Below are 15,220 nucleotides of genomic sequence, written 5' to 3'. Positions count from 1 at the left end.
TTTTTTATTTATTTTTTTTTGGAATTTGATATGTTCTATTCTTTTTTCCACCTTCAATTTCAATCTCACCATCATCAACCATTTTATAAACAGTCCTTTGAATATCTTGTTTAGGTACATCGGGCATTCTATTCTGAATATCAGACATTTTACGATTTCCATTATGTTTCAAATCTTCTATTATTAATGCTGCTAAAACATAAGGTTCTATAGTTTTTAGTGAAGGTTTAATATCAAGTTTAGCTTGAGCAAATAAATCAGGATTTAATAAATATTCTGTACCCTTTTTTGCTCCTCTTGTTATTAATATGTTTTTATCTAATAATGTACCAATCCAAGATTTCATTTTATCTTCTTGTGTCATTTGCAATTTCAAAGCTAATTGCGTTGACAATATTTTCTTTTCAGTTGCAACAATTCCTAAAGCAATATATTCTTTTTGTGTTAACTGAAAATGCTTATCTATATAATCAAGAATAGAAATAACTTCCGTATCAATTGCACCTGAAAAGACTGTTACAGCAACCCTTGTAAATTCATTTTCAATAACAGGAAGTGGCTTTGCATCTCTAACTAATTTCTCATACACTAAATCAAATCCAGAACCTTCTCCCTCCATTAGTTTTAAATCACTTAATGTTTGAATAAGATGTGGGTTTCTTCTATGTCTTTCATGTAAAATATTATCTTTAGTTATACCTAAAGGAAGATTACCCGGGCTTGTTATTACCATTCTATCAGGATAAACTTCGATAAAAATATCACCTGAAATAGTGTATTTTTTATGAGCAATTGCATTTATTAATAATTCTCTAACAACTTCTTTAGGATATTGTCTAACAGTTTTTCTAAACAAACCATCTGGCAACTCACTACTGTACGTTAGTTCTACTGCTTCTTTTTCTAAATCTAATAATAATTCTTTAGGACTATAATTGTGAAAATGCCACTCTTTTTTTCTAATTTTTTCATCACGCTCATTGTAAACAATGTATTGAATTGTAAGTGGATAACACAACCTTGCACGCTGTGATGGTTTGCCTAACCACAAAACCCCTAAATTTGTTAAATAATTATCAGGGCTTAATAATTGATAAAAACTAAGAATTTCTAAATCATCCTTTAATTTGATGAAGTCAGAAACTTTATCAGACTTTTTAATATCATTAATAAAATTAATAACATCGTTGGCTTCAACATCATTTAATGTTATTTTTTGAGGTGCCACGATTTCCCATTGAAAAGCAGTTTTTTCAGCAGACAAATTAGTTAATTCATCACTACCAACTGGATAACAACTATCTGATATTCTAATTAATACCTTACCCGATGAAGTTGTAGCTATAACTCTTGTTGATGGTAATATTCTTAATGTAAAATACTCTGAACCATTATCATGTATTTGTATTGAGGGATTAACAATACCAACACCATCCGTAAGACTTCTTAATTGTTTAACAACATTATTCATGTCGTCAACTTTTATTTTTTGATTTATTGGTGGATGTTTATCTTTATCTTCTATGCCAATTATTAATTCACCTCCTTGAGCATTTGCAAAGCAAACACAAGTTTCTGCCAAAGATTTTAAATCGGCTTGTTTGCCAACAGCTTTTTTTAAGCTTTTATATTCTTTATTTTTGTCTTCAACATTCATACTTTCTTGCTTTTTTTAGCTTTCTTTTCTTCTTGAAATAAGGTGTCTTTTACTTTTTCCTCTGCAATCATTTGTTCGTATAACTTGAAAAGGTATTCTAATCTTTCTTCGTCTGTTTCAAAAGGTTTACTTCGGTAGCATCGTTCTACTGCTAAATCATTTAATCTATGAGCTTCACGCAAACCTTGAGGCATTTTCTCTGGGTCGTATAATTGAGCTAATGTTTTTTCGGAATGGTTTTCTCGTTCTTCTAATATTCTAAATACACATTGAGTTAATTCTTGTTTTTGAGCTTCTGATATTTTTGGAAATGGGAAAGTGTTGTAACTTAAAGCTGTTAAATACCTAATATCACCCCTTAACTTGCCAGATGTTAATTTTACCCATAACATGTGAATTTTTGAGCTTATTACACCGAATACATAAGGTTCACCATCATAAATTGCAGCAGCAGAACTTAAAATTATTGTATCAGCTGGTAATAAGCCCATTGGAATGTATTCTCTTCTACTTGAAGAAACAATAGGTATTATAATAATAGAACTTACACCCTGATGTCTATATCTAAATTGATGAGGTCTACTTGCTAAGCCTCTAGCAACATCACCACCTTCTAATCTCTGTTTATAGTTCTTTTCTATTCTGTTTTTTATTATATCAATTTTATTAGCAAACTCTAAATCTTTATCATCAATCCATAAAGAATATCTTTCAATATTGTTAATATATTCGTTTGCTCCAAATGTTTTTCTTATTAGTTTTTTTGAATCAGGATAAAGCTCTAGTAATTCGCTTTTTTCTTCAGGAGTTAACATTAAATTGCCACCATCATAAGGACTATTTCCTGTTATCATTAATGGTAATGATGAAAAAGGGCTTTGTTTTTTTGTAACATAAATATCATTTGCTATTGATAAATAACCATTTATTTTAGGCACTTCAAGTTTACGATTTTGATCAAAAAGATATTTCTTTGTATTGGCATTTTTATATTGTACACCAATAATAGAACACGTAACACCTGCTTTGTCTTTTGCATTGTTTGTCCAATTAAATGGTTTGTACGCAAAAAATATTTCATTTTCCAAATTAGATATAAGAGGCCAAAGTTGTTCAACCTGAGCTCCTTCACAAATTGAACTTGTAGTTACTAAAGCATATTTTGATTTTTTATCAATATATTTTGAAGCTAATAAAAACCAACAAGCAATGTAGTCTAGTTCTTTATAGTTTTTGAAACCTTTAAAAACCAAATCCATGTCATCTTTTTGTTTTTTTGATTGCCCTTTACCTCCCAAATAAGGTGGATTACCCAAAATATAGATTTCGTCATTTTCTTTTTTAGGACATACTATTTCCCAATCTATTCTAGTAGCATTACCGTGAACGATATTACCACCTGCTTGTAATGGTAGTGTTGGTGTACCTTCGCCTAACACTTCTTTAAACTTTTGGTTCATTTGGTGTTGAGCTAACCACAAAGATAGAATTGCTATTTCGTGAGCGAAATCGTCTAACTCTATACCAAAGAATTGTGCTAACTCAATACGTGAAAATAATGTTGGTTGGTATTGTGCTGCTAATGTTAATTGTGCTTTTGGAATTAATTCTAATTGATACGGTTCAAAACCTGTTGCTGCTTTTTGTAATTCTTGTAATTGAACAAGTATTTTAATTTCTAGAAAACGTAGTTCTTTGTATGCTATAATTAGGAAGTTACCACTACCACACGCAGGATCAAATATTTTAATTTTGCCTAAACGTTCTAATAGCTTGTTTAGTTTTTTTGGTTCGTGTTTACCATTTTCAAACTCTTCGTTTAATTCATTTAAAAACAAAGGTTCAATTACTTTCATAATATTAGGTACACTAGTGTAATGCATTCCTAGACCACCACGATGTTCAGGCGTAATAACTGCCTGTATCATAGAACCAAAAATATCGGGGTTAATAGCTGACCAATCTAATTCGCCTGCATCAATAACCGCTTGACGAGAACGACGTGTAAAAGTTGGTGTTTTATGTTGATGTTCAAATAAACCACCATTTACATAAGGAAACTCATTGAGATATGCAGGAAGGTCTTTTCTGTTTCTATTGTGCGTATTTAAAACATCGAATAGCTTATCCAAATAATTACTTAAATCACTACCATCAGTTTGAGTGTGTGAACTTATTGCATTTGTGAATTGGCCTTTTTTAAAAATATTGGTATCTTCTGCAAAAAAGCAAAATAACAACCTAGATAAGAAAACATTTAAACCGTGAATGAACTCATCTGAATTATCTGGATTATCTTTTTTTATTTCATCGAAAAGCTTTGCCATTTTTTCGGCTGCTTTTACATCGGCAGGATTTTCATTTTTATGGGTTGCTTTTTCCATACCCGCCCACGGCAAAAAGAAATCGAAATGATTTGGAAAAACTTTTAGTTCAATATCAAGTGTATCGCTTGTTTTTGTATCAACCGCCAACAACGTCTTATAATCCGTTACGATTATAAAACGTTGTTCTTGTTTTGCTTCTTCTTTGCATTTGGTTATAGCAACGTGTAAATCTTCATTTTCAATTGGCTTGAATAGCACCTTTTTTTTCCAAGATACTTCGCCTTGAACCTTAGAAAGATTTAAGTTTCCATTTTGAAGTCTTGTTATTGATGCTTTAGGTAAACCATAAGCCAATAACAAATCGAAAATGAACGTGTCTTTGCTAAAATTTTTAATTAGGTTTTGAAGATTATTTTCAATTTGTGCTATATTCATCTTATTGAATTTCTTTGTAAAAACTCAAAAATAAGACATTATAATTATTAATAAAACAAATTGTAATAATTAGTTGATTTTTCTGTAATTTCCATACTCGGGTTGTTCTAAATATTTACCTAAACACGATTTAAGAAAATTACCCACTGAACGCTCACCAATATTAAACTTTTTACCAATTTCAATTGCTTCTTTTCTCTGGAATTTATTAGGTAATTCATCGAAAAACTTCTTTTTATTTTCACCTGATTTGAATGGTCCTTGTTCTCCTTGTTTTGGTAGATTAGTAAACATTATTACGCTGTGTTGAATGTAAGTTTTAGTTAACGTTAATGCTGTTTCAAAGTCAATATCTAAACAATATACTTCTTTGTGATAATCTTTTGCTTCAAATTTTCTTATTGCTGTGAAAATCATACAAAAACGATATAATATCAATCCTAAACGCTTAACTATACTTAAGGCATCTTCACTAACGAAAGTGTTTATTTGTTCTAAAAATGAACTGAAAATAGGATTAAATCTTTCCCATTGTTCATCTGTTAAATGTAAAATCATTTCGTCCGTTTCGTAATACTCCACTAACCTTAAAACTTGTTTTGATTGTGTAGTAAAATAGTCTGTTAAGTTTACAGGATTTCCTTTTGGTGATGGGTCTAACCAAACTGCATCTGTTTTAAAAACATAGAATATAAATCGACTAAACAAACCATCTTCTGCTGATGAAATAATATTAAAAACTTGTTTTGGTGTTCCTGATAAAGCCACTGCTAATTGTGGATTATTAACTTCTATAAATTCGCCATCGGTTTTTCTACTAACTGAAATTTTTTCGTGATGAAATGATTTTCTTAGCATATCTGAATAAGTACCCCATTCGTTTTTGAAAGTTTGTCCTAATGTATCTGCTTCGGTTTCACATATAATTCCTTTACCCTCATTACAATCTAAATGCTGAATGATTTTTGCATTACTTGTATTTGCCGGAATGTAAACCACTTTGAATTTTGGAGCTTGTGGCATTTCTTGCCCTTGTTCTAGTTTACCTTTTGATTTTAGCATTTTATAAGCCGCTAAATTTTCATCATATCGCTTTTTATCCTCAATGGAAACTGCTAATGTTTTATCGTGGTATTTGTCGGCTAATGCTTTTGCAAATTTTAACGCACCTTTACCAGAAGCTGCTGGAGCTAAAATGAAAGAAAACAAGCTTGGATAAATAACGCTACCGCTATATAAACCTGAAACATTAGGTAAGCAACCTGATAAAATTGCTAATGCTCCTGTAAGGAATGTATCTCTTTCTCTTTCTTGTGTAAATACTTGACAGCTTTCAAACAAAATAGGTGGTAGGTTATCGTAAACCGATTGCGGAATTATAGGCGTTCCTTTTAGACAATCTTCATAATCATCAAAATTATTGTCTGTATTTATAATACTATCTGTTTTGGAACTTTGCATGTTTGCAAACTTTGCAAACTTTGCAAAGTCTGCACTTTGGTTTTTATATGTGCTGTTTACTGTTGCTTTTATTTCTCTTTCCTCTAAATCAAAATTATTAATACAATAGTTCAAAGTATCATCTTCATAAATACCAAACTTATTAGCATTGCAAGAGAATAGGAAAATAAAGTTGTTTCTGTTACCATTGTAATATTGTTCTTTGTTTTCTGTGAACTTTAAGCATTTATCTAATAATTCATCCGTTGTAAGATTGTGTTTGACTTCTCTTATTGGTTCTGATTTCAATGGTTTAACTTCTTCCTTTAGTTCAAAAATTACTGCATTTTCATTTAAAAATAAATCTGTATCACAAGAAACAAAACACAGTCTGGTAATGTCTTTACATTTTGCATCAAAATCATAACCTGATAACTCTTTATAAAAATTTGCGATTTGATTGTAAACTGTTGTGTGTTGCTCTGCATTTGAATTGACTTTAATGAATACTTTTAAACCTTCGTTACTTGGACTTATAAATGATGCAAACGTGTATCTACAGGCATTTACAAGCGTTACAAGGTTGTTTATTTCGGTTAATGGGATGTCATCAAAATCTAAACATACTACTTGTGAATAGGTTGTTATATTTGCCTTTGTTCTGCTTGCTCCAAATGTTCCAGAAGTTGTAAAGCCAATTAACCCATTTTTGATTTCTTCGGCTGTTTTTTCATCTCCTTTATGCAAAGCATATCGGATTGAATTAATTTCACTTTGGTATTTATCGGATTTGATTTCTTCTAATATTTCCAAAAGATTTCTTTCTCCTAAGTTGTGTTTGAACTCTTGAAAAACACTAACCATCAGTTTGTTGTTTGCTGTCTGTTCCATTGTTACTTAGAATTATAGTTATCATTTAGTAATCTTTGGATATCTGAAAGTCTGTAATAGATTTTATTACCTACTTGAGAGAACTCGATAATTTTCTTGTTTCTCCATTCCTGTGCTGTTCTTTTACTAATGTTCATTAGTTTCATAAATTCACCGTTATCAAAAAAAACATCTTCGGGATCTAATTTGCCACCTAATTTCATTTGTGCAACTAATAAGGCAACACTTTCGTCTAACCTTTTTAATACTTTTTCGGCATCGTCATAAAAATTATTCATAGCTTACTTTTTTAATAGGGTTAAACATTCCATTATTTCAGTCTTTTTGTAATAACGTCTTGCACCTATGCCATAAGCCTTGACTTTACCATTGTTTGTCCATGCCCATAAAGTGCTGCTATCAATTTTTAGAAATTGGCAGGTTTCTTCTCTGGTCATTAATTCTTCTGAATTGTCTTTTGTTTGAATTTCCTTTTGAAGTTCAATAATTCCGTTTCTAACGGATGTGCCTATTAGCTGTTGAAGCTGCTCAACAGTTAGGGTTTGAAGTAAAATTGCATTGTTTTGCATATCGAATATTTTTTAAAATTATTCGACAAACATTCAAAGTGGGAAAAGTGGGAAAAAGTGAACACTTAAAAGTGTTTACGGTGTAATAGGTGTATAGTTGAAAATCAGACTTTTGTGGTGAAATATTTATATAAATTACAGTAAAAAAAGTCGTCTTTATTTAATTCTACATCCTTAAAAAGTAGAACATTCTCTTTAAGAAAAGCTAAATATTCATAAGTCAAACCTTCATTTGTTATTGTAGTATAGATTTCTTTTAAAGCCCAACCAACTTTCTTTTTATTAATTCTACCTAGATTAATTTTATTTACTTTAAATGAAACTCTGTCATTTTGGAAATATTTATTAAGCATATCAACTAGTAAACCGTACTGAGTTGTATTTACATTAGACAGTACATCTTCCAATTTTTCTAGAATTATATCATTTATAAAACTATCATTCAAATTTATAGTTGTTGTAAGTGATTCGGTTTTTTCAATAATGTTTACTTCTTCTTTTTTAAAATTATTATTACCTAAAAGTTTTTCTTCTAAAAAGCTCATCTTTTTATTGTTAGAATAACAATATTGCTCAAAACTTATCATTGAAACAACATAGCTAGCTTTTTTATAAACTTCTACATCAGACTTTGAAAATTCGTAAACATCACCTGTTCCATTCTCAAAATCATACATTAAATTCTGAAGGAAAGTTTTTTCACTTTGTATAAAATCTGTTTCGGAAGTATCATCGTAATTTTCAAGAAATAGATTTAATCTTTTTAAATAATTGTTTTTATAATTTTCGAAAGAGCATCCGAAAAAAAAGATATTGTCTTTATTTAATTGCTTTGTCAATTTTATAAATTCATTCTTTATTTCTGTTTTTTTGGTTTCTTCCCAATGTGTAAATTCTTCATCAGCTTCAAAAAACAAAAAATCTTCATCACCTGAAAGGTGTGAAGTTCTTGATTGATACTCTTCTACAAAGTCATTTTTAATTTTAACATAATCATTACCTTCAAAAAATAATGGATCATTAATAAGGTTAGGATAAAATTTGTTCAATGGTTCACTAGGTATAACTTCAATATTTTTAATACTGTTGATTTTCTTACCCAAATTATTTTGTTTATCTCTTAAGAAGCTTATTATTTTTTCAAAAGTCGCCTTATATTTTAAACTTAACTCAATATCCCAGCCGTCATTTTCATCTTTAAATGTTACTAAACTATCATATATTTTTGGTATTAGCACCTCACAATGACCACCATTGACAGAATAGATATACTTGCCATCGTAATATGACTTTATTAGATTAGCATTACTGTAGCAAAGATTATAGAAATCAATTTCTAATTCAATAAATTGTTTTTCTTCAAAGTCTTCATGCTTAGATAAATATTCTTGTAATAAAATATTATAGTCCTCTTTATACTCTTTAAGTGTAAAGGAAATTTTTCTGTTAATATCTGGAACCATATAAAAAAATAAAGCGTGAATTTATAAAAAATAAATTTAAAAGTAATTTGTTAACTCCATTGCAATATCCTTGTTACTCTTACCGATGTAAGTTAAAAACATTGCTTCTGTTGTATGCCCTGTTACATAGATTAGATAAGTTGTTGGAATTTTACCGTAAAAATTTGTAGCAAAAGAGCGTCTACCAATGTGAGAAGATACTAATTCATATTTTTTATATGTATCCGTTTTTTTTCTGTAAATACCACTATCAGTTGCAGTTTCTACTTTTTTACTACCAATAATATTGTTGTTAATTTCAGCTACTTCACAAACCTTTTTTATATAATCATTATATTTTTGGTCTGAAATAGTATAAGGAAAATCACCGTTTCTTTTCTCTAAAATTTCTAATACTTTTTTATGTATTGGAATGGTCATTATTTTATTTGTTTTTTGCTGTGTAAACTCTAATAAGTGCTTTCCGTTTTCAACTCTAATCATTTCTTTGGTAAATCTTAAAAAATCAGATACTCTTTGCCCTGTGTAACAACTAATAATTAACCAGTCTTTTGCATTTTCTAGACTTTCAGACAATTTACCTTCTTTAATATTTTCTATTTTTTCTAACTCCTCAAAGCTTAAATATATTTTTTCAACCTTTGCCCTATCTAATCTTAAATTGTCTAATTGTGGGTGTGTTTCTAGCCCTAAATGGCGTGCATGTTTGCAAAATGTTTTAATAAAAACTAATTCTCTTTGCATTGTGTTTTGCGCATATCCTTCAGCTTTATAATATTCAACAAATTCATTTTTGAAGTTTTCGTTAATATCACTTATAAGAATAGGCTTTTTTCTTTTCTTCTGAAACCTCTCCATTTTATGTTTTATAACATTAAACTTTTTACGTGAAGTTTCTTTTATTTCGTGCTTACGATAATCAATATAAAAATCAATATACTCAACTAAGGTTGTTGGTAATTTTTGTTCTTCAATTACTTCAATAGCAGGATTTAAAAAATCCTTTAACCATTGGGTATTAATTAATAAGTTATTATTTGTTTTGTTGTAGTATTTGAGCAAATTGCTTTTTAAAGCTACAAGCTCAGAATTAAGATTGGCATAATGTATGTCTTTTAGATCTTTGGGTTCTTGTTTTGTAGAGCTCCAATCAGAAGGATTGATACTATAATTGGTTTTAGCCATTACATCAACATTTCTACCATCAGAAAGTCTAATGTAAATTGGTGCAGGGTTGTTTTTTGATTTCAAAAGTACTTTAATTCGTGCCATAATTGATTTCTTAATTGCTTTATCAAATATACGAATTTCCCCTCATCTTCCCAACATCTTCCCAACAATTATTCAAACACATCAAAACCAATTCAAACATATCCAATATCAATACACTTGTAAGGTATTGAATTTATTGAGTTTTTATTAAAAATAGTTGTTTTGTATGATTTGTTAATTTTATGAGTTTTGATAATAGTGTTCTCGGCGACTCCACAGAAAACCCTGTAAAGTATTTATTTTATAGGGTTTTTTATTTTTGGTTGCCGTTTTTGTTGCCGTTTAAAATCTAACTAAAATTAAAAGCTTTACCCATTAATTGTTGTTCATTTCTTGAAATTCCAATTTTATTAGCTACAACCTCCCATCCACTTACAACGCTTTTAACCTCTTCAATTATAGAATTCATTTGCTTGTCATCAAGTCTGAAGTAATTACCGACACTCTTAGCTAAGTCAAAATCTAATTCGTTATTATCCATATCAATATTTAAAGATAATCCATCTTTATCTATTGAAGGATTTAAATCGTAAGCTGGCGATAATATCCAACCCTCATTAGTTAGTATAAAACCGTGATTCCTTAAATGGTCATCTGTATTTGAAATAGCAATATTAAAAATTATTCTACGCCATAATTGATGTAAATTTTTCTCTATATTAACGCCATAGTTACTTATAAACTCTGCAATTTCTAAATAACTTGGTTGATTATCTCTTATAATATCTTCATTATTCCCAGTCATAGTCATTGCTGAAGCAAAATGGATTCTTTTTCCATTTTCTCTATCAAAGCGTTTTGTAAAAAAGGTATTATAGTTACCCATAATTCTTTCTATACGACAAGAAGACATTTCAATTCCTGACTTTACAGCTAATTCATAAGCCAAATACTCCCAAGCTGCTTTATCTATAGTATCTGATTTCGATGGAAATTTGGCTATCCACAAACTTTTATCCGTATCTAAGATATTTGCTTTTGGTCGTGCACCCCCTAAAGAAGAACCTGGTGCAATTAATATAGAAAGCCATTTTCGTATTTCATCATTGTCTTTATCATCTTCAATGCTTTCAGCCGCATTTTGAAGCTCTCTAATTGACGACCAAGGTGGAGTTGAAGCAATCTTGTTATTATCTAGAAAATCGCCATTTGGATCAATTTTAAAGCGTAGTGCACCCATTCTACTTTCATCGTAAACGCCTAAAAGGAAATCTATATCGTAAAGTGTTGGTGTTTTTGTTTTATTTTCTTTAGCCCATTGTGCTGCTTTACGTCTCATTAGTGTTTTACCCCAAGTATCGGGCATACTATCTAAAAAAATACCGAAGTTTTCTTTCTGATAAGGATATTGCGAACCTGGAAATAAAGTAATGTCCGGGTCTAGTAAAAACTTTTGTCCTGTTTTAAGCCAAATTGTATCATACTCAAAACTAAAGGCTTTTTTACCTTTTGCTTGTTGAGCTGATAATACACCTATAATTTTTGGTTCTTCCATACCAACCCAATCGGCATAAACATATATATCAGTTTTATTAAGTGCCATATTTTATTACTTTAAAAGTTCAAGGTCTTGTAGTCTTCTACCTAATTCATCATCGGCTGCTAACTTTAAAAAATCGTCTTGAAGACCTAACACTCTTAAAACATTAAAGTAAGCACCCATTGCCACACCTGAATTCCCAGATTCAATCAAGTACAATGTGGAACGAGAAATATCAGCACGTTCAGCAACTTGTATCATTGTCAACTTACGTCTTTTACGGGCTACCTTTATGTTTTCTCCCATTTTTTCAAGTACTAAATTGTACTTAGGAAAAATAGATTGCTTTTTAGTCTTCATACAAAAATGATTGTTATTCTATACAAAATTAACCTTTTTGTTTTAAATAACAATCATTTTTGCAAGTTTTATCTTGTGTTTCTAAAGTTTAACTTGCAAAAAAGTAAGTTTTAAATGTTGTCTATAATTTTTTCAAAATGAAAAGGGAAATTATTTACAGTAAATTATGCGGTGAATAGGAAAGTTAATCACCGCAAACTGACAATTAAAATTGTTTTTTCTAATATTAATTGACCTCAAAAATAAATATTATAGTTGCTAAAGGATTCCTTTTTTAGCAGCTAATTCCTTAATCTCATCATCTTGATGATTTAATAAATTATTTTTCAAGGAATTAATCAAACTAGCATTTTGTGAAATCATAACTTGATTTAAAAATTGTTCATTATAAAAATCAATATTATTTATAATTATTTGTAAAATTCTATTTTTGTAATTAGCTGGAATTCTGTTGAAAAAAGTGAAAATTTCAGGAGATAAAATATAAATATTATTTCTATTGATAATTCTATTCAAGTTTGATTCTATTAGGGAATTTAGCTTTTTTGAATCAATTTTTGACTTAATTTTAAGAATTAGTTGACTTGGGATTTGAATTTGGGTATTGTTATTTGCAACTAAATTTATAAATGAGAGAATGAAAGTTTCATCAAAAAATTCCTTTTTTATCTTGTCTAAATCTAAAAGTTTTTCAAAAAGCTTATATTCTCTTGTAGTAGTATTTTGAAGAAAAGCTCTATTGCTTCTAATATTATTTAAAAGATAATTATTTGCTTTTTCAATTAATTCTGTGTTTAAAAATTTACTTGATTTAATAATTAATTCAATATCAATATTTTCAATTACAATTTCATGATTTTTAGCATTTCTATTTAAGTAGTCATAAAGATTGAAATCATTAAAATTTAAAACTCTTGAATTTAGAATTGTATAATTCTCTAAAATCCAATTAAAACTTTCATTATTTAATTTAAAAGTGTTTAACTTTAATAAGTTTGATGCAAAATCTTTAATGTTTTCATTTTTATCAAATTGAATGCATAAATCTAAAACTTTGTATAACTTTTCATAAGTAGAATATTGTTTGACTTTTTTTGTCATATTTTGATAAGTAATACCATCAAATCTAGCTAAAGCCTGATTAAATTCACTTGCAATATTATTTGTTTTTGCTTGATTATAATTAATGAAAATTAATAGAAATGCATTTGTCAAATCAATATTTTTATCTGCTTTTAGAATTAAATCAACAATGGATGAAAATGAAACATTTGAAATTTTATCAATATTAATATTACTGAAAATATTATGATAAAAGACTAGTGCCTCAATTTCTTCTAAACTATTAAAAGTTCTATTTATCCAATTGGTGTTTACATTTTTTTCTATAAAATTTAGATTTTCTTCTTGACTTAAAAATGAAAGTTCATTTTTATATTGAATCAATTTAGTTGAGTTCAGATTTTCATCGAATGGTTCATCAATCAGGAATGCTTTTAAATTTTCAATTGATAACTTAACTTTAATTTTTTTATAAAGTTCTTTGTCTTCACTTATTAAATTAATTATTAATTCAGCAAGTATTTCTTGTTCATTAATAGTTAAATCTTTAAAACTAAAATTTTTATCTTGAGCTATAAAAGAGTCAACCTCCTTTAAAAAATTAATATATAAAATTTGATTTTCTTTTGGGAATCCATTTATTTCTTGTGAATTATCTCCAATTATACTGACTAATGATTTATTGATTAATTCAATTTTTGATTTTTTAGAGCAACTTTTACAAACACCAATTACAGTTTCATTGAAAATTGTAAATCTATTTTTTGCTATTTTCTTATAATAATACTCCCATAAATCTTTAAATATACTTTTCTTATTTTCTTGAATAAAAAAAGGTTCAAGATGATTTAAAATATTTGTCACATCATCAAAATATTTATCATTTATAAAACCTTCCATTCCTGAACTATCAATAAACTTTTTGAAGTATTTGTGAAAATAGGTGTAAAAATATGGTAGACTTAAAACATCATTATCAAATTCTTTGAAATTCTTTAACCTTTCTTCAATTACATTGTGTAACAATGATTCTTGAGCATCTATGTCTTTATCAACTCCATAAATGACTTTAGCTAAGTTAAGTTCAAGATTTACATCTTCAGTAAAAAATGTGTCTAATTTTTCTAAATACTTACTTCTATTTATGATGTTTTCATTTATTATGCCATTGAAAAGTATGTCTTTTTTTAATATCACTATTGAAAAATATCTTAATTCAATTTTAGGGTTTTGAATGTAATATGTTGCAAGTTGATTAATAAAGTTTATTATTCTTCTCGGGGTTATCTCTTTTTCATAATTTTCATAAACTCTTAATAAAATTTCAATTTCATATTCCTTTTCATTAATATTAATTTTATCAAATGATTTATTAAAACACAATTTAAAGAATAACTCCCAATTTGAAATTAAAGGAGGAGGTACTTTAAAAGTTAAAGCAAATGTTTTTTCCAAAAGACCAATGCCTATATTTTCTTCTTTAAAAGAATCAATAACTTTTTTGGAATCATATGGTATTATTAACCATATATTTTTTAAAAAAATTGAATTGTTGTTTTCAGCAAAAAAAATATTTATAGTTGACCAAATACTTTTCAATTTTTCACTTGTCAACCTATCTGTATTATCTATGGTAAGAATAAGTGTTTTTTTATTGGCAATTAATTCAGTATCTATGTCATTCAAAAAGTTTCTAAATCTCAAATTAGAGGGTTCAATCTCTGTTATAGTTTCATCTGAATTTGATTCTAATTTTTCTCCTGAAACCCAATAAAAACTCTTGCCAATAAGTTCCCAAAAAGTAAGTTTTGATTTGTCTTTCTTGTCTTTTTTATAATTTACTTTATAATCATTACGAAATGATATTAAAAACAAAATCAAGCTAAATAGCAAAAATAAATAAGGAACTGATTTATATATATTGTAAATCGTCAGCAAAAAGTGGACTGATTTAGTTCAAAACTAAGAGAGTGTTTTCAAAAATTATTAACTTTGAAATAGTATGAAAACACCTAAGAAAAAAACAGCAGAGAATTTCATCAAAGACATTCGTAGAAATACACGAAGAATCTTTAGTTCCGAACAGAAAATCCAAATTGTAATGGAAGCTTTACGTGCAGAAATGTCAGTTGCAGAATTATGTCGTAAGTATTCAATTAATGAATCTCAGTTTTACAAATGGAATAAAGAGTTTTTAGAAGCTGGTAAAAAGCGTTTAGCAGGCGATACCACAAGGGAAGCCACAAGTGATGAAGTAGTAGAAC

General features: G+C 28.3%; 11 protein-coding genes. 1 reads left to right on the top strand and 10 read right to left on the bottom strand.

Going from position 1 to position 15,220, the window contains the following annotated elements:
• Positions 1 to 4: 4 nt before the first annotated feature.
• The 10 genes from BP92_RS0115080 to BP92_RS0115035 all read right to left on the bottom strand — a co-directional run bounded on the left by BP92_RS0115080 (position 5) and on the right by BP92_RS0115035 (position 14,894).
• The gene (locus BP92_RS0115080) at positions 5 to 1,657 is read right to left on the bottom strand and encodes an ATP-binding protein (protein ID WP_026726790.1); all 1,653 of its coding nucleotides are present in this window, start codon (positions 1,655 to 1,657) and stop codon (positions 5 to 7) included.
• On the bottom strand, positions 1,654 to 4,419 hold the full coding sequence (locus BP92_RS0115075; protein WP_026726789.1) for a class I SAM-dependent DNA methyltransferase: 2,766 nt from the start codon (positions 4,417 to 4,419) through the stop codon (positions 1,654 to 1,656). Before BP92_RS0115075 ends, BP92_RS0115080 begins: the two co-directional genes overlap by 4 nt.
• Positions 4,420 to 4,488: 69 nt before the next feature.
• The gene (locus tag BP92_RS0115070) at positions 4,489 to 6,750 is read right to left on the bottom strand and encodes a DUF3987 domain-containing protein (RefSeq protein ID WP_026726788.1); all 2,262 of its coding nucleotides are present in this window, start codon (positions 6,748 to 6,750) and stop codon (positions 4,489 to 4,491) included.
• A 2-nt stretch (positions 6,751 to 6,752) separates the two neighbouring features.
• Positions 6,753 to 7,028, bottom strand: a complete 276-nt coding sequence (locus BP92_RS0115065) for a helix-turn-helix domain-containing protein (RefSeq protein ID WP_026726787.1) — start codon at positions 7,026 to 7,028, stop codon at positions 6,753 to 6,755.
• Between the two features lie 3 nt (positions 7,029 to 7,031).
• The gene (locus tag BP92_RS0115060; RefSeq protein WP_026726786.1) at positions 7,032 to 7,319 is read right to left on the bottom strand and encodes a helix-turn-helix domain-containing protein; all 288 of its coding nucleotides are present in this window, start codon (positions 7,317 to 7,319) and stop codon (positions 7,032 to 7,034) included.
• Between the two features lie 104 nt (positions 7,320 to 7,423).
• Complete coding sequence (locus BP92_RS0115055) at positions 7,424 to 8,782, bottom strand: hypothetical protein (RefSeq protein ID WP_026726785.1); 1,359 nt, start codon at positions 8,780 to 8,782, stop codon at positions 7,424 to 7,426.
• A 36-nt stretch (positions 8,783 to 8,818) separates the two neighbouring features.
• Positions 8,819 to 10,054 (bottom strand): tyrosine-type recombinase/integrase, encoded by a 1,236-nt coding sequence (locus tag BP92_RS0115050; protein WP_026726784.1) that lies wholly within the window; start codon positions 10,052 to 10,054, stop codon positions 8,819 to 8,821.
• Positions 10,055 to 10,343: 289 nt separating this feature from the next.
• Positions 10,344 to 11,597: a type II toxin-antitoxin system HipA family toxin gene (locus BP92_RS0115045; RefSeq protein WP_026726783.1), complete on the bottom strand. Its 1,254-nt coding sequence runs from the start codon at positions 11,595 to 11,597 to the stop codon at positions 10,344 to 10,346.
• Positions 11,598 to 11,603: 6 nt separating this feature from the next.
• Complete coding sequence (locus tag BP92_RS0115040) at positions 11,604 to 11,840, bottom strand: helix-turn-helix domain-containing protein (protein ID WP_262486625.1); 237 nt, start codon at positions 11,838 to 11,840, stop codon at positions 11,604 to 11,606.
• A gap of 312 nt (positions 11,841 to 12,152) precedes the next feature.
• Complete coding sequence (locus BP92_RS0115035; RefSeq protein ID WP_150111958.1) at positions 12,153 to 14,894, bottom strand: P-loop NTPase fold protein; 2,742 nt, start codon at positions 14,892 to 14,894, stop codon at positions 12,153 to 12,155.
• Between the two features lie 64 nt (positions 14,895 to 14,958).
• Here BP92_RS0115035 and BP92_RS0115030 point away from each other — a divergent pair.
• A partial coding sequence (locus BP92_RS0115030; RefSeq protein WP_026726032.1) for a transposase occupies positions 14,959 to 15,220 on the top strand: 262 nt, incomplete at its 3' end.

This window comes from Flavobacterium sasangense DSM 21067 (assembly GCF_000686885.1).
Taxonomy (GTDB): domain Bacteria; phylum Bacteroidota; class Bacteroidia; order Flavobacteriales; family Flavobacteriaceae; genus Flavobacterium; species Flavobacterium sasangense.
Note: the sequence above shows the minus strand (reverse complement) of the source record. Positions and strands in the feature narration are given on the sequence as shown.

What these genes read in the sequence shown, in the direction of transcription:
- BP92_RS0115045 (WP_026726783.1), bottom strand. Translation starts at nt 11,597, where the DNA reads ATGGCACTTAATAAAACTGATATATATGTTTATGCCGATTGGGTTGGT.
- BP92_RS0115055 (WP_026726785.1), bottom strand. Translation starts at nt 8,782, where the DNA reads ATGGTTCCAGATATTAACAGAAAAATTTCCTTTACACTTAAAGAGTAT.
- BP92_RS0115070 (WP_026726788.1), bottom strand. Translation starts at nt 6,750, where the DNA reads ATGGAACAGACAGCAAACAACAAACTGATGGTTAGTGTTTTTCAAGAG.
- BP92_RS0115065 (WP_026726787.1), bottom strand. Translation starts at nt 7,028, where the DNA reads ATGAATAATTTTTATGACGATGCCGAAAAAGTATTAAAAAGGTTAGAC.
- BP92_RS0115040 (WP_262486625.1), bottom strand. Translation starts at nt 11,840, where the DNA reads ATGGGAGAAAACATAAAGGTAGCCCGTAAAAGACGTAAGTTGACAATG.
- BP92_RS0115075 (WP_026726789.1), bottom strand. Translation starts at nt 4,419, where the DNA reads ATGAATATAGCACAAATTGAAAATAATCTTCAAAACCTAATTAAAAAT.
- BP92_RS0115080 (WP_026726790.1), bottom strand. Translation starts at nt 1,657, where the DNA reads ATGAATGTTGAAGACAAAAATAAAGAATATAAAAGCTTAAAAAAAGCT.
- BP92_RS0115050 (WP_026726784.1), bottom strand. Translation starts at nt 10,054, where the DNA reads ATGGCACGAATTAAAGTACTTTTGAAATCAAAAAACAACCCTGCACCA.
- BP92_RS0115060 (WP_026726786.1), bottom strand. Translation starts at nt 7,319, where the DNA reads ATGCAAAACAATGCAATTTTACTTCAAACCCTAACTGTTGAGCAGCTT.